Genomic DNA, 22,582 nt, shown 5'->3' on the forward strand with positions numbered 1-22,582 from the left:
GTCAGAACAGGCGTTCGCGAACGTAGACCGTGTCGCCCGGCAGCAGCGGATCGGAGGTAACCACCCGGCCTGTCATCACCTTGCCGTTGATGTCGCGGGTGATGTCGACGCTTTCCTGGTTGGCGCGCGGCGAGAAACCTCCGGCAATCGCGATGGCCTTCTGCACGGTGAGGCCCGGCACGTAGGAATACTGGCCGGCGGCGCCCACTTCGCCCATGACGAAGATCGGCCGGTAGCGATCGATCTCGACCGACACGTCGGGGTCGCGCAGATAGCCTTGGCGCAGTTTGTCGGCGAGCGCTTTTTCCAGCTGCTGGGCCGTGTGGCCGCGCGCCGGCACCGCGCCGACCAGCGGGAAGGACATGTAGCCGGACTGATCGACACTGTAGGTGTTGGTCAGACCGTCCTGTTCGAACACGGTGACGCGGACACGGTCGCCGGCGCCGAGCCGATAGGGCTGGTCGAGTACCTCGTGGAAGGCCGCCGGCGTCGGCCGGTAGCTGGAGCAGCCGGCGAGCATCGACACGGCCAGCAGAGCGCGAAACAGACCAGCAGCGCTTTTCATGATCGGACACACACCTTCGTCGCTATGGCCGCCAGGACACGGCGGCAAACCTTAAGGATCTGGGTTCGTTATCATCCTGTTAGGGTTAATGGCCGGTAAAGGGACGCGGCCGATTTGGCGGCAATCGACAAAAAGCCGTATAGTTTTGCTGGCTTTGTTTACCGGATGTCAGCAAACCCTAACAGCTGCTTACCGCGATCTTAACGGCTGAGTTACCATAGTTGTTTACGCTACCATCTAGCCTCATGTCCGGAGCAGGAATGCATGTCCGACCAGTCCGCGGCCGCAGATGTCGATGTCGACCTGAGACAGCTCTTCGCCAGCCTGGCGCGGAACTGGCTGCGCGTTCTTGTGATCACGCTTCTCGTCACTGGTCTCGCCTTCGCGTTCGCGTGGCTTGCCACGCCACATTATAAGGCCACGACGCAGCTGAAAATCCAGTTGAGCGAATCGGCCTATACGCGGCCTGCCGGCACCAATGAAGACGACAAACCTGTGCTCGATGCGGAAGGTGTAGCAACCGAGGTTCAGGTCATTTCCTCGTCCGACATTCTCAAGCAGGTGGCTGCCGACCTTAAGCTGGGCGACAAGCCCGAGTTCAACTATGCGCTCGGCATGTCGCCGGTCACCCGGCTCCTGGTCATTGCCGGGCTGAAGAGCGATCCGGAAGAAATTCCGCTCGAAGAGCGCGTGCTGACGAAGATGCGCGACAAGCTCAATGTTTATGGCGTGGAAAAGACCCGCGTCATCGCCGTCGAATTTTCCTCTGAAGATCCCCAGCTTGCCGCTGACATTCCGAACGCCATCGCCAAGGCCTACCTGGCCTATCAGGCGGACGCCAAGACCAAGTCGAACGCCGCCGCGACCGCCTTCCTCGGGCCGGAAATCGACGATCTGCAGAAGCAGGTCAGGGATGCAGAGGCCAAGGTCGCGGCCTTCCGTTCCGCCCAGTCGGACCTGTTGATGGGCGGCAACAATTCGGTGCTGGCGACACAGCAATTGTCCGAGCTATCGACCGAACTGTCGCGTGTGCGCGCCAGCCGCGCTTCGGCCGAGGCGACGGCCGAAAGGGTGCGCCAGGCTTTGCAGAATGGCGGTTCGCTGGACGCTGTACCCGAAGTGCTGTCTTCCGATCTGATCCAGCGGCTGCGTGAGCGTCAGATCGAGCTCAGAACCAACATCGCCGATCTTTCCACCACCTTGCTCGACAACCATCCCCGCCTGCGGGCGATGAGGTCGCAGCTTGCCGATCTCGACGGCCAGATCCGCAACGAAGCGCAAAAAATCATGCGCGGGTTGCTGACGCAGGCGCAGACCGCCCAGGCGCGCGAAAACCAGCTGATATCGGACGTCAACAAGCTGAAAGCGGCGTCGTCGCGGGCCGGCGAGGAGCAGGTCCAGCTGGATGCGCTGCAGCGCGAGGCGAACGTCCGGCGCCAGCAGCTTGAATCCTATATGGCGAGCTTCCGCGAAGTGTCCTCGCGCAAGAATTACCTGCCGGTCGATGCCAGCGTGTTTTCCGAGGCGCGCGTGCCGTCGGAACCCTATTTCCCCAAGCTCGTGCCGATCGTCGGCGCCGCCTTAGTCGGCTCGCTGCTGCTGATGTCGGTCATCACGCTGCTGCAGGAGCTGTTTTCCGGCCGCGCCATGCGTCCGGCCCCAGGGGCGCGCTTCGAGCGTATCGAGCAGGTTGCGATGTCGGCAATGTCGGCGCCGGTCGTCCACCCGGAACCGGCTCCTGAGGTCGTGGAAGTGGACGATCAGCCGACGACCGTGGAGTCTGAACTGGTGCCAGAGCCCGAGCCGGCTCCTTCAGTGCTGGAAGGAGCAGCGGCTGCCGGTTCCGAACCGCAAGCCGAACCTGTCCGCTCCAGCCTTGGCGAGATCGATGTCGAGAAGGCGGCGGAAAAGCTGATCGCCAGCGGTGCTGCGCGCGCCATCTTCGTGTCGCCCGAAGGCGATGAGGCGGCTGCATCGGCAGTGCTGGTAGCGCGCGAAGTCTCCGACGCTGGCCTGCGCGTGCTGCTGCTCGATCTCACGGCGTCAGGTGCCGCCTCGCGGCCGATGCTGGACAGCGGACTTTTCCCCGGCATCACCAATCTGCTGGCTTCGGAAGCGCAGTTCAGCGACGTCATCCACGCCGACCTCTATTCGGACTGCCATGTCGTTCCCGTCGGCACCGCCGATCCGGTTCGCGCCATGCGCGCCGCCGACCGGCTGCCGATCATCATGCAGTCGCTGACCACCGCCTATGATCTGGTCATCGTCGAATGCGGACCGGCCGATGCGCAAGGCATCAGCCGACTGGTCGGCGACAGCACCGAGGTCTTCATGTCCATGCTGCAGGCGGACGATGAGGTGGCGCAGGCCGCCGTCGAGCTGATCGAAAGCGGCTATCCCGACCTCACTCTGGTGACGCCGATCGGCCACGAGACGCCGGGTAACCCCGTGCCGGGACGACGTAGCGCCGCCTGAGACAGCAGACAATTCGACTTAGGCGGCGCTACTACGGATCGGCTCGTCCATCGCCCGCCGGCTCCCGAAAAACCAAGCCTGTCAGTCGGCGCCGGGATCTACCCCAACTCCAGGGTCGTCACGCCAAATATTCGGCGCGAGTCGACCTTCGGAGGCGGGCCCTTGTACATGCGCGTGGTGGTGAAGGTCGGCCTGAAACCAATTGCTGAAAGCGCCGTGGTGAAATCGAAATTTTCGGCAGGAACGTCGATATGCAGGTCGCCACCTTCGCATGCGGCAGCCAGACTGCCCATGAGCTGCATCGCCGTCTCGGTGTCGTCGGCAAACAGCGGGCCGATCTTGTAACCCGAACGGCAGGGACGAGCCACGGCGTAGCCTATGGTGCCGAGTGAACTGATCGCGGCGAACCCGCAATGCGGCGGCTGCGCCCAGCGGTGCAGGAAGGCTCGTCGAGGCGCGGGGAAACAGCGGGCGTCATAGACGATGATGTCGGGCACGAGTTGCGTGGTTATCATGCGCACCCCTTCGCTTCGGACGGGCGGGGTCGCGATACGGCCGCTGAAGCGGATGGTTTCGTACGCCGAGCTGAATCCCGTGCGGCGATAATTCGCCAGCTGCGCGGCGACCCCGTCGAGGCCGACCGTTCGGCCGGCCAGCCTGGCCATGCCCGCATTCCAGACTGCTTTGCCATGGCCTTTGCCGCGCATGTCTGGTCGGCAGATGTAGAGACCGATGAAACCGAAGTTGCCGCCATAGGCGACAGCCGAGATGGCGGCGGTCATCTCGTTGTCGACAAAAGCGCCGATGAACCCTTCAGGATCGGTTGGCCGGAACGCCGCGGCATCGTCAAGGCCAGGGTTCCAGCCTTCAGCCGCCGCCCAGTCGATGAGAACGGTCAGTTCCGGCGGAGACAATGCGCGGACGGTAGGCTTCATAGCGTTCACTCCGCGGCGACCACCCCCGGCGAGAAGGATTTCAGCACGCCGCGATAGGGCTTGGCCAGCGGACTGGCATAGGAGCCGCGCTTCGAGGTCGACAGGCCCAATGCGATCAGCGCCTCGGCCTGTTTGAGGGCGGCGCCGACGCCGTCGATGACGGGCAGGTCGAACTCTTGCTGCAACCGGTGTGCCAGGTCGGCCATGCCGGCGCAGCCGAGCACGATGGCCTCGGCGCGGTCTTCCGCTATGGCGCGGGCGATCTCGGCGCGCAGTTTCTCGACAGCGCCGGAAGCAGCGTCTTCAAGCGAGAGTACGGGAATGTCGGCGGCGCGCACGCGGGCACGCCCGGCCATGCCATAGCGCTGCACCAGCCCCTCGACAGGGACACGCGAGCGTTCGGTGGTCGTCACCACTGTGAATCGCTGGGCAATGTAGGAGGCGACACCGAGTGCGGCCTCGCAGATGCCGATGACCGGAATGGAGGCCATGGCGCGTGCCGCATCCAGGCCGGTATCGTCGAAGCAGGCGATGATGGCGGCCTGAGCCCCGGCACGTTCGCCGGCGGCGATCTCCATCAAAAGGCCGGGCACGGCCAATGCCTCGTCATAATAGCCCTCGATCGAGGTCGGGCCCATCGAGGAGGTGACCGCGATCACCTCGGTCCCGGCGCCGGCAACGCCGCGCGCCGCCGCCGCGATCGTCTCGGTCATGCTCGCCGTCGTGTTGGGGTTCACCACCAGTATCTGCACAATCAAACCCTGGCCCGCCTGCGGCCAACATAGAGGATGGCGCCCAGTGTGGCCAGGATCACCAGGAAGGAGAACACGGTGGTCACCGTGCCCAGCGCGTAGAGCACCGGCGTCGTGACATTGGTGGTCATGCCGTAGATCTCGAGCGGCAGCGTGTTGAAGGTGCCCGACGTCATCAGCGTGCGGGCGAACTCGTCATAGGACAGCGTGAAGCCGAACAGGCCGACGCCGATCAGGCTCGGCGCGATCATCGGCAGCACGACATGGGCGAAGGTCTGCCAGGAGTTGGCGCCCAGGTCACGCGCGGCTTCCTCATAGGCGGGCGAGAAGCGGTTGAAGACGGCGAACATGATGAGCACGCCGAAGGGCAAGGTCCAGGTCAGGTGCGCGCCGAAGGCCGATGTGTACCAGGCTGGGCGGAAGCCGACCTGCTGGAAGACGACGCCGACGCCGAGCGAAATGATGATCGAGGGTACTACGAGGCTGGCGACCGCCAGGTAGAACAAAGCGGTGGCGCCACGAAATTTTTGCCGGAAAGCGAGCCCTGCCAGCAGCGCCACGACGACGGTGACGATCATCACCATAAGGCCGAGCACGAGCGAGCGCTTGAAGCTGCCGCCGAAATCGCCGACCGCCTGGCGCTCGAACAGATTGGCGAACCAGTGCAGCGACACGCCATTGAGCGGGAAGGTGAGGCCGCCGGTCTCGCCTTGGAAAGAAAGGATCAGGATCGCCGACAGCGGGCCGTAGAGGAACAGCACGAACAGAGTGAAGAAGACCGCAAGCACATAGAATTCGAGGGTGCGTTTTTCGTGGCTCACCTCAAAGCTCCTTGCGGATGTCGACGATGCGCAGGATGCCCGCGACCATCAACAGTACCAACACCAGCAACACTACGGCATTGGCGGCGGCTGCGGGATACTGCAGCAGCGACATCTGGTTCTTCATCATCAGTGCGACCGACGCGCTCTGGCCGCCCGACATCACCTGCACAGTGGAGAAATCGGCCATCACCAGCGTGACGACGAAGATGGTGCCGATCGCCATGCCGGGCTTGGCCAGCGGGATGACGACGTTCCACAAGACCTGCCAGCCGGACGCGCCGGCATCGCGCGCGGCCTCGACCAGCGAGCGGTCGATGCGCATCAACGTGTTGAAGATCGGCGTTACCATGAACAGCGTGTAGAGATGCACCATGGCCAGCACCACGGCGAATTCCGAATAGAGCAGCCATTCGATGGGTTTTGGCACCAGCCCCAACTGCACCAGCGCCGAGTTGATCAACCCGTTGCGGCCAAGCACCGGGATCCACGAGATCATGCGGATGATGTTGGAGGTCAGGAACGGCACCGTGCAGACAAGGAACAGCACCATCTGCATGGCGGTGGTGCGGATATGGAAGGCGAGGAAATAGGCCACCCAGAAGCCGATGAACAAGGTCAGGGCCCAGACGATGGCAGCGAATTTGATGGTGTTGAGATAGGTCTTCCAGGTGACCCATGATCCCAGCACGTCGAAATAGTTCGTCGTCAGGAAATCCGGATACATGGCGGCGAAGTCATAATCCCAGAAGGAGACGACGACGATCATGATGATTGGCAAGAGCAGGAACGCACCGAGGATGAGCGCCAGCGGCGCCGATTGGAGGTAGGGCGTGACGGCACTGATGGAGAAGCGCCGGCGTCTGGCGGGCTTGGCTGCTGCGATGGCGGGGCGTTCGAGCGCGACTGTCATTGGGAAAATCCTCCGCGTGATCGCGATGACTTGCGATCCTTCGCGCCCCCCTCTGTCCTGCCGGACATCTCCCCCACGAGGGGGGAGATCGAACTCTCATAACGGCCTTCGCCAAACTCCAACGTTGCTAACGAAGAGCCGGCCATGACGCTGCCAATCTCCCCCCAAGTGGGGGAGATGTCCGGCAGGACAGAGGGGGGCGCGAAGGATCGCAACATCACAGTGAACGCGTCCGCTCTACGCCGCGATGAACTCGTTCCAGCGCTTCACCATGTAGCGGTCCTCGTCCATGACCGAGTTCCAGCAGGCGACCTTGCCCATGCGCTCTTCGAACGAGCCGCCGTCGCGCACGGCGCCGGCCTTTTCCATGACGGTGCCGTCCGGCGCCTTGATCTCGCCCTTGGCCGGCTTGCCTTCGATCCAGTAGCCCCATTCGTCGTCGGACATGAACTTCTTGGCCGAGACCATATTGGCGGAATAGTAGCCCTGGCGGTTGAGATAGCCGCCGACCCAGCCCGACGTATACCAGTTGATGTATTCGTAGGCCGCGTCGAGTTCGGCGCCCTTGAGATGGGCGGCAAGGCCAAGGCCGCCGCCCCATGAGCGGTAGCCCTCCTTGAGCGGCTGGAAGCGGCAGGCGATGCCTTTGGAGCGGACGGCGGCGACGGCCGGCGACCACATCGACTGGATGACCACTTCGCCCGATGCCATCAGGTTGACGCTCTCGTCGAACGACTTCCAGAAGGCGCGGAACTGGCCGGCCTGCTTGGCCTTGATGAGGAAGTCGATCGTCTTGTCGATCTCTTCCTTGGTCATGTTGCCCTTGTCGGCATATTTGATGCTGCCTGTGGCCTCCATGATCATGGCCGCATCCATGATACCGATGGACGGGATGTTGAGGATCGCGGTCTTGCCCTTGAAGGCCGGGTCCATGATGTCGGCCCAGGTGGTGATGTCGCGGCCGACGAGGTCGGGCCGGATGCCTAGCGTATCGGCGTTGTAGATCGTCGGCACCATGGTGAACCACTTGGTCGGCGCCTTGGCGAAGGTCTTTGAGTCCTGCGCTTCGACATAGCCGACCGTGTGCGGCGCGGTGCCCTGGGCAATGATGCTGTCGGGCGTCAGCTTGCCGGTTTTGAACAACGGCACCAGCTCGTCGTAGTATTTCAGCTTACTGACATCCATCGGCTGCAGCACGCCGCTCGGGAACACCTTCTTGCAGATCCAGTATTCGATGTCGGCGATGTCATAGCTGTCGGGCTGGGTCACGGCGCGCTGGGCGGCCGCGTCCGAATCGGTCGCCGTCATTTCCAGCGTGATGCCGAGGTCGGCCTTGCACTTGTCGGCGATCGCGTTCAGGTTCGACACGCCGGTGCCGAACTGGCGCAGCGTGATGTTGGACTGCGCCCAGATGGTCGGGAAGCCTGTAATGGCGCCCGAGCCTGCGGCGAGGCCGACGGCGGCCGCACCTGTCTTGAGCAACGAACGGCGCGAAATTCCGGTCTTTGTTTCTACTGTTTTTGTCATTCCTATTCCCCTGTTTTGTTTTGCGAACTCATGAATGAAGGCGCCCGAGGACGATGGCGTCCTCGGAATCCCAGGCGAGCGGTACGGCGCCGCCAAGGGCGACGGGTTTGGCGAAGAAGTCGGAATCGTCGATGATGACCGTGAAATCGTCGATGCCGGCATCGGTGACCGACAGCTTCACCGTGGCGCCGCGATACTCGATGTTGGAGACGATGCCGGTGAAGCCGAGGCCGGGAGAGGGTGCTTCGCCGATGCGCACATGGTCGGTGCGGATGGCGATGTCGATCGGCGTGCCCACCTCCTGGCCCGCCTCCCGGCCTTGCCCGCGGGCGGCGAGCGAGGCGCCACCATTGACGTCGAAGACGACCATGCCGTCGCGCGCGCCGGTGACCCGGCCGGAGATGACATTGTGGTCGCCCATGAAGCGCGCGACGAAGGCGGTGGCCGGCCTTTCGAACACATCTCGTGGCGGCGCAGCCTGTTCGATGCGGCCGTCATTCATCACCACGATCAGGTCCGCCAATGCCATGGCCTCCTCCTGACTGTGGGTGACGTGGACAAAGGTGATGCCGAGCGAGGTCTGCAATTTCTTCAGCTCGGCGCGCATGCGTATCTTCAGGAACGGGTCGAGTGCCGACAGCGGCTCGTCGAGCAGCAGCGCCTCGGGATCGGTGATCAGAGCGCGGGCGAGTGCAACACGCTGCTGCTGGCCACCGGAAAGCTGCGCCGGCCGGCGCGTCGCATAGGCCTCCATCTGCATCAGCTTGAGCATGTCGAGCGCCTTGGCACGGCGCTGCTCCTTGTCGACGCCCTTCATCTTCAGGCTGAAGGCGACATTGTCGACAAGGTCGAGATGCGGAAACAGCGCATAGGACTGGAACATCATCGCCGTGCCACGCTTTGCCGGCGGCAGGTCGGTGACGACAATGTTGCCGAGGCGGACATCGCCCGACGAAATGCTTTCGTGGCCGGCGATCATGCGCAGCGTCGAGGTCTTGCCGCAGCCGGAGGGGCCAAGCAAGCAGCAATAGGTGCCTGCCGGTATTTTCAGGCTGATGGCCTCGACGGCAGTCGTCGTTCCGTACACTTTCGAAACGGACACGATGTCGATCTCGGCGGCTTTGGACATTCAGGCTTCCCCGTTTGGTCGCATTACCCAATGCATTATGCGTGCCAATCGGCGGCAACCGGCCCAAGCGTTTGAATCGACAGAAAAATCGGGGTTCTTGCCCACTGCCTAGCCGGTAGGCTATCTTGTGCATTGCACAAATTATGGGCGATTGTGCGCGATCTGCACAAGAATCGTATGCAATCTTTTTGGCTTCGTGTCCACTTTGCCTCTCGTGCGCAGGCGACGAGTTGCGCTAGAAGAGGCTGGGAACCATCATCGCCATGAACATTGCCGATCAGATCCATTCCGCCGACAGCGCCAACCAGGATCGCGCCCAGGCGATTCGCGACAATCTGCGGGACGCCATCGTCGACCGTCGGCTGACGCCCGGCACCAAGCTGTCGGAAGGCGAGGTCGGCACGCTGTTCGACGTCTCGCGCACCGTCGCGCGCGCGGCGCTGCAGATGCTGTCCTTCGAGGGGCTGGTGCGTACCGAGCGCAACCGTGGCGCCTTCGTCGCCAACCCTTCGCCCGAGGAAGCGCGCCAGGTGTTCGCATCGCGCCGGCTGATCGAGCCGGGCATAGCCATTGCCGCCTGTGGGCGGGTCACAGCCACCGATATCGCTGCGTTCCGCGCGCAGCTCGACGAGGAAGGCCGCTTCATCGCCGAGCGCGGCCCAACCGCGCGGCGCTCCGAAATCAAGGCGTCGGGCGATTTCCATCTGCTGCTCGCCTCCGTCGCCGGCAATGCCATCCTGCAGCGCTTCATGGAGGAGCTGGTGGCGCGTTCGTCGCTGGTGATCGCCCTTTACGGACGATCCGGGGTGTCGGCCTGCGGGCACAGTGAGCACACGGAAATGGTCGGCGCGCTGGAGAGCGGCGATTGCGGGTTGGTGAGCCGGCTGATGCTGCACCATATCGACCACATCGAGGCGGATCTCGACCTGCGGGTCAGGGCCGGCCCGGCGCTCCGCGAAGCGCTGAATTTCTGAACGCTAGTTTTCGTCGTCCGTGGGAGCGGGCGCTGCCTGTCCGGCGGCCTTGCGGCGCAGCATCTTGGTCAGTTTCCAGACCGTCGGGTTGTTCTTGATGAAGGCTTTCGCCCGTGCGCCCTGCCGCAGCGCCGACGCCAGGGCGCGTCCCTTCAGCGTCAGGGGCGCCAGCACCTCGAAATGCTGGGTCTCGATATCGCACCAGAGCCGCTTGTAGGGCTCGTCGCCGACCGAGAAATCATAGACATCGAAGCCTGTTTGGCAGGCTTCCTCGATGATGTCGAAGAAAAGGAAATCGCCGGGGCTGGTGTGGCCGAGATCGTCCTCGGCGATGGCGCCGAATTCGCAGATCAGGCGTTTGCCCGAGCGGCTCGAGCCGGTGATTGCGCGCAGCTTGCCGGCCACTTCGAGCCCATGCAGCACAAAGGCCGGTTTCTCCTCGGCCAGCGCGCCGGCGAAGAGGGCACGGAAGAAAGCCCGCACCTCCGGCTCGCCGAAGACATTGGCGATGCCCATCTTGGCGAAGCGGAACTCCTTCATCTCGAAGAAAGCGTCGAGCAGCCGGTTCACGTCTTCCGGTGTCTGCGCCTCGATGCGGCGATGAACGCCGACCGCCTCGAACTTGCGTGTCTGCGAACGGTGCTTCTTGCGCTTGCGCTTGCCGCCCACACGCGACAGCAGCACATCGAAACCACCGTCGAGATTGACGGCGAGCGACAGGTTTGGGCTCGGAAAGTTGGAGAACGCCGCCAGCGGATTGGCAACGCCATCGAGGTCGGGGAGCAGCCTTTCCAAGGCAACGAGATCGATGTCGGGGCGCGCCTTGCCGATCGCCGTCACCAGCCTGCGGATCCCCCCGGCATCGGCCTTTGCCAGCCATGCCGGATCGGCGGCGGCGAAATTGCCGTTGGCATGGCGCCCGCCCATGAAGCGGGCGACGCGGAATGGACCAGTTCGCGTGATTTCCAGTGCCAGTGCAAAGACCGGCCTGTCCTCGATTGTCAGCGTGGCGACGACCGCATCGGGATTGGCCTGCGCCGTCCAGGCATGAACCCAGGCCGCGCTTTGCGCCGGCGCAAACAGCGCCGAACGGCAGAATTCGCCGTAAGAGGCGAGCGCGGCAGCATCTGCGATCGACACCGACAGACTGGTCTGGTCGGCAGCCGGCGCACGCGCAGACGCCTTGCTTGCGGCGAGCCGATTGCCGTCAAATGACGCGGTGGCGTCAACCATACCTCAATCCTTAAGGCGTATTCGTCGCGATCAGGAGTTCGCGTCGGCGCGTTCCGTGCTTGGATCGAGCCTAGGCGCAAAAGGTGAATGAATGATCGACGGTGGTGAGGCAGTTCGGAAACTGGCGCTTAATATCGCCCGCTTTACCGGCCTTGCACCGCTGGCCAAGCCGTTCGTCGGCGGCATTGGCGCAATCCTCATGTTGCATCGGGTCACCGCCACGCCGGAGAAGCCGGACGGCGTCAACCGCCACCTCAACATCGCCCCGCGATTCCTCGACGCTCTCGTCGCCGACATGAAGGCGAGGGGCTATGCCTTCGTCACCCTCGACGAGGCGATCGAGCGCATCAAGGCCGGCGGCAAGGACGGCCAGTTCGCCACCATCACCGCCGACGACGCCTATCGCGACAACATGACCGAAGCGCTGCCAGTGCTGGAAAAGCACGACGCGCCGATCACCATCTATGTCGCGCCGGGTCTGATCGACGGCAGCGCCGATTTATGGTGGGACGTGGTCGAGGATATCGTCAACGCGCGGGAGCGTTTGACGCTGGCGACGCCGAAGGGGCCGGTGACCATCGACTGCTCGACCCACGGCAAGAAACTCCACGCCAATGCGCGTCTGCATGCCTATCTGACGCTCGAGGTGCGCGAGGAGGATCAGCGCGCTGTGCTGCGCGATCTGGCGCGCTCGAACGGCATCGACCTCGATGGCTTGCGCCCAAGCACGCTAATGACTTGGGACGATATCCGCGCCGTGGCCGGGCACAGGCTGGTGACGATCGGCGCGCATACGGTCAACCACCGCAATCTGAAGCGGCTCGACGAAGCCGATGCGCGCCATGAAATCGTCGACGTCAGGCGCCAGCTGCAGGCGCAGCTCGGCGAAGACCCCCGTCATCTCGCTTACCCCTATGGTTACGCCAGCGCTGTCGGCTGCCGCGAAGTGGGCTTTGCCCGCGACGCCGGCTACGCCTCGGCGGTGACCACTCGCCACGGCGTGCTGCACGCCGAACATGCCGGCTTCCTGCACGCGCTGCCGCGCATTTCGATCAACGGCCGCTACCAGAGTGTCGCCCATATCCGCACCATGTTGTCGGGCGTGACGACGCCGCTGGCCAATGCCGGCAAAATGGTCGTCACCATCTGACCTGGGTCGGGCGCTTCAGCCTTTCGGCGGCGGCTCCAGGATCAGCCATTTGATGATGCCCATCGCAGGCAGCACCCAGAACAGGCCGCTGAACAGGAAGAACAGGAAATGCACCAGCGGGCTGGATTGCGACAGCTGCGCGACCGCTATGATCGACGCGACCAGCGCATAGATGATGACCAGCGCCACCAGCAGGAAGGTTCCGATCAGCTTTTTCAGGCGGATGGGCATGAGCGTTCTCGTTGATCGCCTCCGCTTAGGCCCAACCGGGGGCGCGTGCAACCCGTGACTTGCGGCGCGACGGCGTGCCGCGCCGTCCGGTCTTGTCAGCCGGGTTGCGATGGTTCACCAATCCGCCACGTCAACCTGCCGGGACCAACCCATGGCCGCCATATCAGCCGCCGCGCCTTACATTGACCGCGATCGCGATCTGCAAAACCGGGCTCTGCTGCGCGGCTGGCTTTATGTCGTGCTTCTGGTGCTGTTTGCGCTGGTGCTGGTCGGCGGCGCCACCAGGCTCACCAATTCCGGCCTGTCGATCACGCAGTGGAAGCCGATCCACGGCGTGATACCGCCGCTCAACGACGCCGAGTGGCAGGAGGAGTTCCAGCTCTACCAGAAGATTCCGCAATATGCCGAGCTCAACAAGGGCATGAGCCTGGACGCCTTCAAATCGATCTTCTGGTGGGAGTGGGCGCACCGTATCCTGGCGCGCAGTGTCGGCCTGGTCTTCGGCCTGCCGCTGCTGGTCTTGTGGGCGACGCGCCGCATCGAGCGCGGCCTTGGGCCAAAGCTGGTCGGTATTCTGCTGCTTGGTGGCCTTCAAGGCGCCATCGGCTGGTGGATGGTGGCCTCCGGCCTGATCGACCGGATCTCCGTCAGCCAGTACCGCCTGGCCACGCATTTGACGCTTGCCGCCCTGATCTTCACCGCCACCATGGTGGTCGCGCGCGGGCTGGCGCCGCATTCGGAGCCTGCCGCCGACCGGCCGACACAAAGGCTGGCCGGCTTCATCGTGCTGCTGGTGCTGGTCCAGATCTATCTCGGCGGCCTGGTCGCAGGGCTCGACGCCGGCCTGAGCTACAACACCTGGCCGCTGATGGACGGCAAGGTGATCCCGTCAGATTTGCTTCTGCTCGAGCCGGCCTGGCGCAACTTGTTCGAGAACCCGAAGACGGTGCAGTTCGTCCACCGACTGGGCGCCTACACGGTCTTTGCCGTCGCGCTCTGGCACATGATCGCGACACGCCGGCGTTTACCAGGCACGACACACGCACGCCGCGCGACGCTGCTGTTTCTGCTGGTGCTGGTCCAGGCCTCGATCGGCATCGGCACGCTGCTGATGCAGGTGCCGCTGCACATGGCGCTGACCCATCAGGCCTTCGCGCTTGTCCTGCTGGGATTTGCCGCCGCCCACTGGCGCGGCAACAAGGGCGCCTATCCACTGCCAACGCGGCCGCCCATGAACGCAGGTACATCGTCTACGGTGTCTTGGCCGTCGCAATAATCTATTTCGCGAACGAACTGCCTCGCTACGTCTAACGCGCGAGGCTGCGCCGGTCAGAAGCTGAGCCGCACCTTTCGGATCACTCCCGCAACCGACAGCTCGCGGTTCTCGTCGACCGCATTCTCGTCCTCATGATGCCATGCGGCCGACAGGCAGCCATAGGCGATGGCATGGTCGAGAGTGGCAGCCGGCGTCTGGCCGAGTGTCCTGGCGAAGATCTCGGCCATATGCGCGATGCGCTCGGGATCGAGGCAGAGGTCGTCGCGCCCCAGTGGGTTGTAGAACAGATTGGCGGCGTCGAAGCCGGGATCGCCGAGCACGCCCTTCGGGTCGATCGCCAGCCAGCCGCGCGCACCGTGCAAAATGTTGTCGTGATGCAGGTCGCCATGCAGCGGCTTGACCGCATGCGGGGCATCGAGCAGCCGGTCCGCGATTTCGGCGGCCTCGATATAGAGGCTGTGCTCTCCGGCGTCGCGATCGGCTCCGGCCTTTTTGAACAGGCTGGCAAACCGTGTCCGCAGCGGCTGCAGGTCCGGCGGGTCAGGGTGTCTTGTGGGCGAGAACAGTCTCCCCATCAACTCGGCCGCGATTGCGGTCGCGGGGTTGTCGCCTTCCTTGGCCAGAACGTCGGAAAGCAGGGTGTCGCCGGCATATTCGAGCAGCATGCGGTGGCCGTCCCGGCCAAGCAGCCGCACCGCGCCTTCGCCGCGCCGCCATGCGAGATAGTGCTCGCCGCGCAACTCGTCCTCGACATCGTCGAATGGTTTGAGCGCCTTGACGATGGCCGGCGAGCCGTCCTCACGCCGCACCTTCCAGATGCGGCTCGAAAACGTCTCCGCAATGAGCTCGGGCGCGCTGATCTTCCAGCGCTTTGGAAATGCAGGCGCGTCCATTCAGAGCGTGATGCCGAAAAGTGTTAAGCGGTTTTCGGGCAACATGCTCTCTCCAACTGAATTAAAGGCCGAGCATCAGATCCATGTTCTGAACGGCAGCACCCGAGGCGCCCTTTCCGAGATTGTCATAGACCGCAATCAGCAGCGCCTGCGCCCTGTCGTCATTGGCAAAGACATAGACCTTCATCCGATTGGTGCCGTTATAGACCTCGGGATTGATCTCGGGCAGGCGCTCCACGTGCTCGTAAGGAGCTACCTCGACCACGCCGCCCTTGATGGCGGCAAAATGGTCGGCGATTGCCGCGTGCAGTTCGGCGCCGGCCGGCACATGGTCAAGCCCGCCGAGCTGCAGCGGCACCACCGTGATCATGCCTTGGGCGAAATTGCCGACCGCCGGCTGCATGATCGGATCGTGCGACAGCTTCGCATAGGTGCGCAGCTCCGGCACATGCTTGTGCTGCAGGGTCAGCCCATAGACCTGGAATTCAGAGGCATCCTCGCCCTTGGCGACATAGTCCTCGATCATCGGCCGGCCGCCGCCCGAATAGCCCGAAATGCCATTGACGGTGATCGGGAAATCCGCCGGCAGCAGGCCGGCGGCGACCAGCGGCCGCAGTGTCGCGATCGGTCCTTGCGGCCAGCAGCCGGGATTGGCGACGCGTTTTGCATTGGCGATGATCTTGGCCTGGCCCTTTTCCATCTCGGCAAAGCCATATTCCCAGCCCTCGGCGACGCGATGCGCCGTGGAGGCGTCGATCACCTTGGTGGTGTCGTTGGCAATCAGCGATACGCTTTCCTTGGCAGCCGTATCCGGCAGGCACAGGATGGCGACATCGGCTGCATTGAGGAACTCGGCGCGCGCCGCCGTTTCCTTGCGGCGCTCGGCCGGGATCGAGATGATCTCGAGGTCGCCGCGCTCGGCCAGCAGCGCCCGGATCTGCAGGCCGGTGGTGCCGTGTTCGCCATCGATGAAGATTTTCGGTTTCATGTGCTCGTCAATTCCCTGCTAATTCAGGCCTATATGCCCTGGCCATGGTTTGCCGCGCCATGGTTGCCGCTGTTCAGCTCTTCCGCCCGCGCTTTTCGCTCGGCCACCAGGCCGAGATAGTGCATGGCCACCATCGAGCCGGCGATCGCCGTTATATCGGCGTGATCATAGGCCGGCGCAACCTCGACGACGTCGGCGCCGACAATATCGACCTGGCCGAGCTGGCGCAGCGTCGACAGGATTTTCGCCGAGGACGGTCCGCCGGCAACCGGCGTGCCGGTGCCGGGCGCAAAGGCCGGGTCGAGGCAGTCGATGTCGAAGGTGAGATAGGTCTTCCTGCCGCCGGTGCGGTCGACGATCGCATAGGCGATGTCGGAAGCCCGCATCTCCTCGATCTCGTGACCGTAAAGGATCTTGATGCCGAACGTATCGGGGGCATGCGTGCGGATGCCGATCTGGATCGAGCGGTCAGGGTCGATGATGCCTTCATTGACGGCGCGGCCGACGAACGAACCATGGTCGATGCGCTTGCCATCGTCAGGCCAGGTGTCCTGGTGCGCATCGAACTGCACCAGCGCCAGCGGCCCGTGGATGGCGGCATGTGCCTTGAGCAGCGGCCAGGTGACGAAATGGTCGCCGCCGAGCGACAACAGGAAGGCGCCCGATTTCAGGATTTTCGCCGCCTCGCGCTCGATCGTGCCTGGCGTCTTCTGGTGATTGCCCGAATCGAGCAGGCAATCGCCATAGTCGATGACGGCGAGATGCTCGAACAGGTCGCGCGAGAACGGATATTGCGGGTCGTTGTCGAGGATCGCCGAGGCGCGGCGGATCGCCTGCGGCCCAAAGCGCGCGCCCGGCCGGTTGGTGACGGCGGCATCGAACGGAATGCCCCACACGACGGCGTCCGCGCCCTTTGCATCCTTGGTGTATTTGCGCCGCATGAACGACAGCGCGCCGGCATAGGTCGGCTCGAAGGAAGGCCCCGTCTTGGAGCGGGCGGTGAAGGCGTTATCGATGGTCTGGTTCGCCATTACGGGTCCTTCTTTGTTCATCGGGCTGCCACAACTACAGAACCGGCACGCAAGATGCCAGTCACAGCTTGGCGAAGGACTTGTATCGCCAAGGTGCAAGGCCCGGCGGCATCCTCTCCGGCGGCCGCGGCGATGAACTGGCGGTGCGGGCCGGCATGCCGGCCGAGACCACGGTTTCTGGGCCGAACGCGGCGCCACCATCATCCAGACCGACGAACCGAAGGCTGCCATTGGCTGGCTGGGGGCCAACGGGTTTAGGGTGCCTTATGTGGATGAGGCGAAGCCGGCCGAGCCGCGAATACGGCGAGTATCAATTAGAAATCGTACGTCGGCGCCATCACCCCACCCGGCGCTGCGCGCCGACCTCCCCATCGAGGGGAGGTAGGGCGTTGGCGCTTTAGATTCCGACAGTCGTAGCGATTGCGAGGCATGCAAAGCTGCCGCGACCTCCTACCTCCCCTCGATGGGGAGGTCGCGCCGAAGGCGCGGGTGGGGTGACAGCGCCGCCCGCAAAATCTTCACGCCGCTTTCGCCACCCCATCCAATTCCCTTAGCACATCGGCCGACAGCTCCAGTTCCGCCGCCGCCAGGTTCTCTCTCAAATGCCCGATCGACGACGTCCCCGGGATCAGCAGGATGTTCGGCGAGCGGCGCAGCAGCCAGGCGAGCGCAACCTGCAAGGGTGTGGCGCCGAGCCGCGTGGCCACATCCGACAAGGTCGACGACTGCAGCGGGCTGAAGCCGCCGAGCGGGAAGAACGGCGTGTAGGCGATGCCGGCGCGCGCCAGTTCATCGATCAACGCGTCGTCGTCGCGATGCGCCAGATTGTACTGGTTCTGCACGCAGACGATCTCGGCGATCCCACGGCCTTCCTCGACCTGCGCAGGGGTGACGTTGCTCAGGCCGATATGGCGCACCAGGCCCTTCCGCTGCAGTTCGGCAAGCGCCGTCAACTGCGTCTCGATCGAGCCCTCGGCGGGACCCATCACCCCGAACATGATGCGCAGATTGACGACATCCAGCACCTCAAGACCGAGATTCCTGAGATTATCGTGCACGGCCTGCTCAAGTTCCTTGGCGGAATAGGCAGGCAGCCATGAGCCGTCGCTGCCGCGCCGCGCCCCGATCTTTGTGACGATGACGAGGTCTTGCGGATAGGGCGCCAGCGCTTCGCGGATCAGCTGGTTGGTGACATGCGGGCCATAATAGTCGCTGGTGTCGATGTGGTTGACCCCGGAGGCCACCGCTTCGCGCAGCACTGCAATGGCCGCGTCATGATTCTTCGGCGGACCGAAAACGTGCGGGCCGGCAAGTTGCATGGCGCCGTAGCCGAGCCGTTTCACGGTGTGGCTGCCGAGGGTGAATGTGCCGGATTTTTGGATGGTGGACATGGTCGGTCTCCTTTGAGGAGGCGAAGATAGACGCTGCTCAACCTCGGGATAATAAGGTACAATCCGTACAGCTTGTGCGGAATGGCGAACAATGATGGACCTTGGCGACCTGAACGCTTTCGTGACGGTGGCGCGTGCCGGCGGCTTTCGCGAAGGGGCTCGCGCCGGCGGCGGCAGCGCGTCGGGCCTGAGCGAAGCGGTGCGCCGCCTGGAGACGCAGCTCGGCGTCAGGCTGTTCAACCGCACGACACGCAGCGTCGTTCCGACCGACGCAGGTCTCAGCCTGCTCGGACGGCTTGGCCCGGCGCTGTCGGAGGTGGAGGCGGCCCTCGACGTGGTCAATGGCTTTCGCGACAGGCCGGCTGGTTCGCTGCGCCTCAACGTCCCGGTCAGCGCCGCGCGGCTGATATTGCCCGACATCGTTCCGGGCTTCCTCGCCGCCTATCCCGGCATTCGGCTGGAGGTCATCGCCGATGAGAACTTCGTCGACGTGCTGGCGGCGGGCTGCGACGCCGGCATCCGCTATGACGAGCGACTGGAGCAGGACATGATCGCGGTGCCGATCGGACCGCGCGTCCAGCGCTTCGCCACTGGCGCCAGCCCCGCCTATCTCGAGCGCCATGGGCGGCCGCAGCACCCGAGCGACCTGCTTGGCCATGCTTGTCTGCGCGGTCGTTTTGCCAGCGGTGCGATGCTGCCGTGGGAATTCGAGCGCGACGGCGAGGTGGTGCGTGTCGACACGACGGGGCCGTTGATCGTGCGGATCGGCGGGGCGAGCGATCTTGCCGTCCATGCGGCCATTGCCGGCAGCGGCATCGTCGCTCTCTTCGAGGGCTGGCTTCGCCCTCACTTCGAAAGCGGCGCCCTGGAGCCCGTGCTCGAACCGTGGTGGCAGAGTTTTCCCGGACCATTTCTGTACTATCCCGGACGGCGTCTGGTTCCAGCGCCGCTACGGGCGTTTATCGATTACATCAAGGCCGGCAAGTTCTGAGACTTGAACCGAGGCCGGCGCCATCACCCCACCCGGCGCTTCGCGCCGACCTCCCCATCGAGGGGAGGTAGGGTGCCGCGTTTTTATGGTCGAACTGGTTTGCTAGCCGCTGGACCATCGTGGATTGTCCGGGCGGCAAAACTGCCGCGACCTCCTACCTCCCCTCGATGGGGAGGTCGGCGCGCAGCGCCGGGTGGGGTGACTGCCGAGACCCAAAAGAAAAGGCCGCCCGGAGGCGGCCTTTCGATGTCTGGAACGTCGCAGCGCTTAGCGCTTCGAGAACTGGAAGGAACGACGGGCCTTCGCCTTGCCGTACTTCTTGCGCTCGACGACGCGGCTGTCGCGGGTCAGGAAGCCGCCCTTCTTGAGCACGGCGCGCAGTGCCGGCTCATAGTAGGTCAGCGCCTTGGAGATGCCGTGACGAACGGCACCGGCCTGGCCGGACAGGCCGCCGCCGATGACGGTGGCGACGATGTCGTACTGGCCGGCGCGGTTGGAAGCGATGATCGGCTGGTTGAGGATCATCTGCAGGACCGGACGCGCGAAATAGGTCGCGAATTCCTTGTCGTTGACGACGATCTTGCCCGAACCCGGCTTCACCCAGACGCGGGCGATGGCGTTCTTGCGCTTGCCGGTGGCATAGGCGCGGCCCGACTTGTCGAGCTTCTGGACATGGACGGGTGCTGCCGGCTGGGTGTTGGTGTTGCCGGTGGCGGCGCCCAATTCTGCGAGCGAGGAAAGCTCAGCCATCTTATGCAACCTTCTTGTTCTTGGCGTTCAGCGCGCCGACGTCGAGGGTGACGGGCTGCTGGGCGACATGCGGATGTTCCGTGCCTGCATAGACGCGGAGGTTCTTCATCTGACGACGGCCGAGCGGCCCGCGCGGGATCATGCGTTCGACGGCCTTCTCGACGACACGCTCGGGGAAACGGCCCTCGAGCAGCTGGCGCGCGGTGCGCTCCTTGATGCCGCCGGGGTGACCGGTGTGCCAGTAATAGACCTTGTCGGTGAACTTCTTGCCGGTGAACACCACCTTGTCGGCATTGATGACAATGACGTTATCGCCGTCGTCGACATGCGGGGTGAAGGTGGGCTTGTGCTTGCCGCGAAGATGATTGGCGATGACAGTGGCGAGACGGCCGACGACGAGACCCTCGGCGTCGATCAGCACCCACTTCTTCACCACATCCGCAGGCTTCTGCGAAAAGGTTGCCATGGATTTTCTGCTTTCGATTTTGACCTTCCGAAGAAGGCGTTTCTTGTTGCTTGGATTGGCGACAAGGCACTTGCCCGCCGCCAATAACAAAACGGCGGCCTTTGCGGGCCGCTGCTTCGTGACGGCTTATAGGCGAGGGGGTGGTGCACGTCAAGGCGCGGGAAAAGCACGTCTGCTCGTAAAGTGTAATAAAAACAAAGGTTTGATCAAAAGGTATTATTTTACCACATCGGCGGCGCGCTTCGGCGGGATCGAATAGGTGCCGGTCGCATGCGCTACCGTGTGTCCCTTCGGTCCGGCGACGATGTCGATATCGAACACCATCAGGCTCTTGCCCAGCTTCAGGATGCGGCAATGGCCGTCGATCGGGCCGGCTTCGGCCTTGCGGACGAAATTGATGTTGAGGTTGACCGTAACCGAAAGCGCATCCGGTCCTGCGTGGCTGAGCACGCAGACATAGCCGCCAATGTCGGCCAGCGTGAACAGCGAGGGCCCGGACACCGTGCCGCCGGGCCGCAAATGCCGCTCGTCGGCATTGAGCCGCACCGTGCAGCCGCCCGGAAACACATCGAGCGCCTCATACGACGTGAACTCGTCGTTGAGCTGCGGGTAGACGCTGGCCATCAGCGCATTGACTTCAGCCGCCGTCAGCACCGGCTTGAGATTGTCCTGGGCGGGCATGTCGGTCTCTCGTTCTATGCCGGGCCTGTATGAACGCAATGATGCGCTTCTGGCAACACCTCTGGCGCAAGCGATGGGTGTTGATGAAACTCGATCCGATATTAGATAGTCTGGCGGCGCCCGGCGGAATCGCGGAGACCCTTGTCATGGCCGAAATCCTTTCGATCAAACCTGTTGCCATAGACGGGCCGGTCATCGCCGGGCTGGACAAGGGCGTGCTGCGCCTGACGCTCGCCAATCCGCCCGCCAATGCCTTGTCGCTTTCCGTCATGGCGGCATTGAGCGCCGAGCTCGACCGTGCCAAGGCCAACAAATCGGTCCGCGTCATCGTCTTGGCGGCCGCCGGGAAAGTCTTCTGCGCCGGTCACGATCTCAAGGAAATGACCGCGCGCCGCGCCGACGCCGACAAGGGCAAGGGGTTTTTCGAGCAGACATTTTCGGCTTGCGCGGCGTTGATGCAGCAGATCGTGCGCCATCCGCTCCCGATCATCGCCGAAGTCGATGGCCTAGCCACCGCTGCGGGGCTGCAACTGGTTGGCAGTTGCGACCTCGCCATTGCCTCGCATGAAGCGACCTTCTGCACGCCGGGCGTCAATATCGGCCTGTTTTGTTCGACGCCGATGGTGGCGCTGTCACGCAACGTGTCTCACAAGCACGCCATGGAAATGCTGCTCACCGGCGAGACCATCGATGCCGCAACCGCCAAGGAATTCGGCCTGGTCAACCGCGTCGTGCCGCGCGAATACCTGAATCAGATCGTCACCAAATACGCGCAAACCATTGCCTCCAAATCATCTCTGGTGGTCAAGACCGGCAAGGAAGCCTTTTACACGCAGGCCGAGATGGGGTTGGCGGACGCGTATGCCTATACCGGCCGCGTCATGGTCGAGAACATGCTGGCCCGCGACGCCGAGGAAGGCATCGGCGCCTTCATCGGCAAGCGCAAACCGGAATGGACGGACGAATAGGTTTTCGATCCATGGAACCCCGCATCTCCATCATCACCATCGCCACCGACGATCTCGAGCGCGCCGTGCGCTTTTACGAAGGCATGGGCTTGAAGCGCCACGCCGGCATCACCGATGGCGTCGCCTTCTTCCAGATGGGCGGCGCCATTCTCGGCCTGTTCCCGAGGCCAAGCGCCGAGGAGGATTCAGGCATTGCCTTCGCCGCAGCACCGTCGGCGGTCTACCTCGCCTACAACACCCGCTCCGATGCCGAAGTCGACGACGTGCTGGCGGCCGCCGAGAAGGCCGGCGGCAGGATCGTCAAGCCGGCAGGCCGCGCCTTCTGGGGCGGCTGGTATGGATATTTCGCCGATGCCGACGGCCATGTCTGGGAAGTCGCACACAATCCGGCCTTCCCGATCGCGGATGACGGCACCATCTCGCTGCCGGACTGAGCGTCCGC

At 63.8% G+C, this 22,582-nt stretch carries 23 protein-coding genes and 1 pseudogene; 8 read left to right on the top strand and 16 right to left on the bottom strand.

Annotated elements, in window-relative coordinates; genetic code table 11:
- Position 1: 1 nt before the first annotated feature.
- Positions 2-565 carry a polysaccharide biosynthesis/export family protein gene (locus tag NKI46_RS20785; RefSeq protein WP_023669390.1) on the bottom strand — a complete coding sequence of 188 codons (564 nt, stop codon included), beginning with the start codon at positions 563-565 and terminating at the stop codon, positions 2-4.
- A 264-nt stretch (positions 566-829) separates the two neighbouring features.
- On the opposite strand from NKI46_RS20785, the gene NKI46_RS20790 reads away from it, so the two are divergent.
- On the top strand, positions 830-3,040 hold the full coding sequence (locus tag NKI46_RS20790) for a GumC family protein (RefSeq protein ID WP_352747723.1): 2,211 nt from the start codon (positions 830-832) through the stop codon (positions 3,038-3,040).
- Positions 3,041-3,138: 98 nt separating this feature from the next.
- Here NKI46_RS20790 and NKI46_RS20795 read toward each other — a convergent pair whose 3' ends face one another.
- The 6 genes from NKI46_RS20795 to NKI46_RS20820 form a co-directional block, all read right to left on the bottom strand.
- Positions 3,139-3,975: a GNAT family N-acetyltransferase gene (locus NKI46_RS20795; RefSeq protein ID WP_023669392.1), complete on the bottom strand. Its 837-nt coding sequence runs from the start codon at positions 3,973-3,975 to the stop codon at positions 3,139-3,141.
- A 5-nt stretch (positions 3,976-3,980) separates the two neighbouring features.
- Entirely contained in the window at positions 3,981-4,727 is a 747-nt protein-coding gene (locus NKI46_RS20800; RefSeq protein ID WP_023715411.1) for an aspartate/glutamate racemase family protein, read from the bottom strand.
- Between the two features lie 2 nt (positions 4,728-4,729).
- Entirely contained in the window at positions 4,730-5,548 is an 819-nt protein-coding gene (locus tag NKI46_RS20805; RefSeq protein ID WP_352747726.1) for an ABC transporter permease, read from the bottom strand.
- A 1-nt stretch (position 5,549) separates the two neighbouring features.
- Complete coding sequence (locus NKI46_RS20810) at positions 5,550-6,461, bottom strand: ABC transporter permease (RefSeq protein ID WP_023705046.1); 912 nt, start codon at positions 6,459-6,461, stop codon at positions 5,550-5,552.
- Between the two features lie 237 nt (positions 6,462-6,698).
- Positions 6,699-7,988, bottom strand: a complete 1,290-nt coding sequence (locus NKI46_RS20815) for an ABC transporter substrate-binding protein (protein WP_023715413.1) — start codon at positions 7,986-7,988, stop codon at positions 6,699-6,701.
- Positions 7,989-8,016: 28 nt separating this feature from the next.
- Positions 8,017-9,117 carry an ABC transporter ATP-binding protein gene (locus NKI46_RS20820; RefSeq protein WP_023752918.1) on the bottom strand — a complete coding sequence of 367 codons (1,101 nt, stop codon included), beginning with the start codon at positions 9,115-9,117 and terminating at the stop codon, positions 8,017-8,019.
- A gap of 263 nt (positions 9,118-9,380) precedes the next feature.
- Between NKI46_RS20820 and NKI46_RS20825 the strand changes: the two genes are divergently transcribed.
- The gene (locus tag NKI46_RS20825; protein ID WP_023669398.1) at positions 9,381-10,091 is read left to right on the top strand and encodes a GntR family transcriptional regulator; all 711 of its coding nucleotides are present in this window, start codon (positions 9,381-9,383) and stop codon (positions 10,089-10,091) included.
- 3 nt (positions 10,092-10,094) lie between these two features.
- On the opposite strand, the gene NKI46_RS20830 is transcribed toward NKI46_RS20825, so the two are convergent.
- Positions 10,095-11,324 carry a GNAT family N-acetyltransferase gene (locus NKI46_RS20830; protein WP_023682322.1) on the bottom strand — a complete coding sequence of 410 codons (1,230 nt, stop codon included), beginning with the start codon at positions 11,322-11,324 and terminating at the stop codon, positions 10,095-10,097.
- A gap of 91 nt (positions 11,325-11,415) precedes the next feature.
- On the opposite strand from NKI46_RS20830, the gene NKI46_RS20835 reads away from it, so the two are divergent.
- Entirely contained in the window at positions 11,416-12,474 is a 1,059-nt protein-coding gene (locus tag NKI46_RS20835; RefSeq protein ID WP_023682321.1) for a polysaccharide deacetylase family protein, read from the top strand.
- Between the two features lie 15 nt (positions 12,475-12,489).
- Here the strand turns inward: NKI46_RS20835 and NKI46_RS20840 are convergent, their stop codons facing one another.
- Positions 12,490-12,705 (bottom strand): DUF2842 domain-containing protein, encoded by a 216-nt coding sequence (locus tag NKI46_RS20840; protein WP_023669401.1) that lies wholly within the window; start codon positions 12,703-12,705, stop codon positions 12,490-12,492.
- Positions 12,706-12,856: 151 nt separating this feature from the next.
- Between NKI46_RS20840 and NKI46_RS20845 the strand changes: the two genes are divergently transcribed.
- Positions 12,857-13,981 (top strand): COX15/CtaA family protein, encoded by a 1,125-nt coding sequence (locus NKI46_RS20845; RefSeq protein ID WP_023815642.1) that lies wholly within the window; start codon positions 12,857-12,859, stop codon positions 13,979-13,981.
- A gap of 53 nt (positions 13,982-14,034) precedes the next feature.
- On the opposite strand, the gene NKI46_RS20850 is transcribed toward NKI46_RS20845, so the two are convergent.
- From NKI46_RS20850 to speB, 3 genes are all read right to left on the bottom strand, one after another.
- A complete protein-coding gene (locus NKI46_RS20850; protein ID WP_023752923.1) occupies positions 14,035-14,874 on the bottom strand; it encodes an aminoglycoside phosphotransferase family protein in 840 nt (279 codons plus the stop codon).
- Positions 14,875-14,935: 61 nt separating this feature from the next.
- Positions 14,936-15,862 (bottom strand): N-acetyl-gamma-glutamyl-phosphate reductase, encoded by a 927-nt coding sequence (argC, locus tag NKI46_RS20855; protein WP_023752924.1) that lies wholly within the window; start codon positions 15,860-15,862, stop codon positions 14,936-14,938.
- A 29-nt stretch (positions 15,863-15,891) separates the two neighbouring features.
- A complete protein-coding gene (gene speB, locus NKI46_RS20860) occupies positions 15,892-16,893 on the bottom strand; it encodes an agmatinase (protein WP_023669405.1) in 1,002 nt (333 codons plus the stop codon).
- 98 nt (positions 16,894-16,991) lie between these two features.
- Between speB and NKI46_RS20865 the strand changes: the two are divergent.
- Positions 16,992-17,211, top strand: a pseudogene (locus NKI46_RS20865) (glycerophosphodiester phosphodiesterase family protein); the annotation flags it as partial.
- 200 nt (positions 17,212-17,411) lie between these two features.
- Here the strand turns inward: NKI46_RS20865 and NKI46_RS20870 are convergent.
- Complete coding sequence (locus NKI46_RS20870; RefSeq protein WP_352747733.1) at positions 17,412-18,284, bottom strand: aldo/keto reductase family oxidoreductase; 873 nt, start codon at positions 18,282-18,284, stop codon at positions 17,412-17,414.
- Positions 18,285-18,375: 91 nt separating this feature from the next.
- Here NKI46_RS20870 and NKI46_RS20875 point away from each other — a divergent pair, with 91 nt between their 5' ends.
- Entirely contained in the window at positions 18,376-19,275 is a 900-nt protein-coding gene (locus tag NKI46_RS20875; RefSeq protein ID WP_023693291.1) for a LysR family transcriptional regulator, read from the top strand.
- Between the two features lie 267 nt (positions 19,276-19,542).
- Here the strand turns inward: NKI46_RS20875 and rpsI are convergent, their stop codons facing one another.
- The 3 genes from rpsI to NKI46_RS20890 all read right to left on the bottom strand — a co-directional run bounded on the left by rpsI (position 19,543) and on the right by NKI46_RS20890 (position 21,172).
- Positions 19,543-20,025, bottom strand: a complete 483-nt coding sequence (gene rpsI, locus NKI46_RS20880) for a 30S ribosomal protein S9 (protein ID WP_023669408.1) — start codon at positions 20,023-20,025, stop codon at positions 19,543-19,545.
- A gap of 1 nt (position 20,026) precedes the next feature.
- A complete protein-coding gene (gene rplM / locus NKI46_RS20885) occupies positions 20,027-20,491 on the bottom strand; it encodes a 50S ribosomal protein L13 (protein WP_023669409.1) in 465 nt (154 codons plus the stop codon).
- Between the two features lie 216 nt (positions 20,492-20,707).
- Positions 20,708-21,172, bottom strand: coding sequence for a PaaI family thioesterase (locus tag NKI46_RS20890; protein ID WP_023831021.1), 465 nt, complete (start codon positions 21,170-21,172; stop codon positions 20,708-20,710).
- Positions 21,173-21,318: 146 nt separating this feature from the next.
- Here NKI46_RS20890 and NKI46_RS20895 point away from each other — a divergent pair, with 146 nt between their 5' ends.
- Positions 21,319-22,140 (top strand): enoyl-CoA hydratase, encoded by an 822-nt coding sequence (locus NKI46_RS20895; RefSeq protein ID WP_352747736.1) that lies wholly within the window; start codon positions 21,319-21,321, stop codon positions 22,138-22,140.
- Positions 22,141-22,151: 11 nt separating this feature from the next.
- Positions 22,152-22,574 (top strand): VOC family protein, encoded by a 423-nt coding sequence (locus NKI46_RS20900; RefSeq protein ID WP_023689472.1) that lies wholly within the window; start codon positions 22,152-22,154, stop codon positions 22,572-22,574.
- Positions 22,575-22,582: the final 8 nt, after the last annotated feature.

The organism is Mesorhizobium sp. M0615, from assembly GCF_040320805.1.
Classification (GTDB): domain Bacteria; phylum Pseudomonadota; class Alphaproteobacteria; order Rhizobiales; family Rhizobiaceae; genus Mesorhizobium.

What these genes read in the sequence shown, in the direction of transcription:
- NKI46_RS20785 (WP_023669390.1), bottom strand. Translation starts at nt 565, where the DNA reads ATGAAAAGCGCTGCTGGTCTGTTTCGCGCTCTGCTGGCCGTGTCGATG.
- NKI46_RS20790 (WP_352747723.1), top strand. Translation starts at nt 830, where the DNA reads ATGTCCGACCAGTCCGCGGCCGCAGATGTCGATGTCGACCTGAGACAG.
- NKI46_RS20795 (WP_023669392.1), bottom strand. Translation starts at nt 3,975, where the DNA reads ATGAAGCCTACCGTCCGCGCATTGTCTCCGCCGGAACTGACCGTTCTC.
- NKI46_RS20810 (WP_023705046.1), bottom strand. Translation starts at nt 6,461, where the DNA reads ATGACAGTCGCGCTCGAACGCCCCGCCATCGCAGCAGCCAAGCCCGCC.
- NKI46_RS20815 (WP_023715413.1), bottom strand. Translation starts at nt 7,988, where the DNA reads ATGACAAAAACAGTAGAAACAAAGACCGGAATTTCGCGCCGTTCGTTG.
- NKI46_RS20820 (WP_023752918.1), bottom strand. Translation starts at nt 9,117, where the DNA reads ATGTCCAAAGCCGCCGAGATCGACATCGTGTCCGTTTCGAAAGTGTAC.
- NKI46_RS20825 (WP_023669398.1), top strand. Translation starts at nt 9,381, where the DNA reads ATGAACATTGCCGATCAGATCCATTCCGCCGACAGCGCCAACCAGGAT.
- NKI46_RS20830 (WP_023682322.1), bottom strand. Translation starts at nt 11,324, where the DNA reads ATGGTTGACGCCACCGCGTCATTTGACGGCAATCGGCTCGCCGCAAGC.
- NKI46_RS20835 (WP_023682321.1), top strand. Translation starts at nt 11,416, where the DNA reads ATGATCGACGGTGGTGAGGCAGTTCGGAAACTGGCGCTTAATATCGCC.
- NKI46_RS20840 (WP_023669401.1), bottom strand. Translation starts at nt 12,705, where the DNA reads ATGCCCATCCGCCTGAAAAAGCTGATCGGAACCTTCCTGCTGGTGGCG.
- NKI46_RS20845 (WP_023815642.1), top strand. Translation starts at nt 12,857, where the DNA reads ATGGCCGCCATATCAGCCGCCGCGCCTTACATTGACCGCGATCGCGAT.
- NKI46_RS20850 (WP_023752923.1), bottom strand. Translation starts at nt 14,874, where the DNA reads ATGGACGCGCCTGCATTTCCAAAGCGCTGGAAGATCAGCGCGCCCGAG.
- argC (WP_023752924.1), bottom strand. Translation starts at nt 15,862, where the DNA reads ATGAAACCGAAAATCTTCATCGATGGCGAACACGGCACCACCGGCCTG.
- speB (WP_023669405.1), bottom strand. Translation starts at nt 16,893, where the DNA reads ATGGCGAACCAGACCATCGATAACGCCTTCACCGCCCGCTCCAAGACG.
- NKI46_RS20870 (WP_352747733.1), bottom strand. Translation starts at nt 18,284, where the DNA reads ATGTCCACCATCCAAAAATCCGGCACATTCACCCTCGGCAGCCACACC.
- NKI46_RS20875 (WP_023693291.1), top strand. Translation starts at nt 18,376, where the DNA reads ATGATGGACCTTGGCGACCTGAACGCTTTCGTGACGGTGGCGCGTGCC.
- rpsI (WP_023669408.1), bottom strand. Translation starts at nt 20,025, where the DNA reads ATGGCTGAGCTTTCCTCGCTCGCAGAATTGGGCGCCGCCACCGGCAAC.
- rplM (WP_023669409.1), bottom strand. Translation starts at nt 20,491, where the DNA reads ATGGCAACCTTTTCGCAGAAGCCTGCGGATGTGGTGAAGAAGTGGGTG.
- NKI46_RS20890 (WP_023831021.1), bottom strand. Translation starts at nt 21,172, where the DNA reads ATGCCCGCCCAGGACAATCTCAAGCCGGTGCTGACGGCGGCTGAAGTC.
- NKI46_RS20895 (WP_352747736.1), top strand. Translation starts at nt 21,319, where the DNA reads ATGGCCGAAATCCTTTCGATCAAACCTGTTGCCATAGACGGGCCGGTC.
- NKI46_RS20900 (WP_023689472.1), top strand. Translation starts at nt 22,152, where the DNA reads ATGGAACCCCGCATCTCCATCATCACCATCGCCACCGACGATCTCGAG.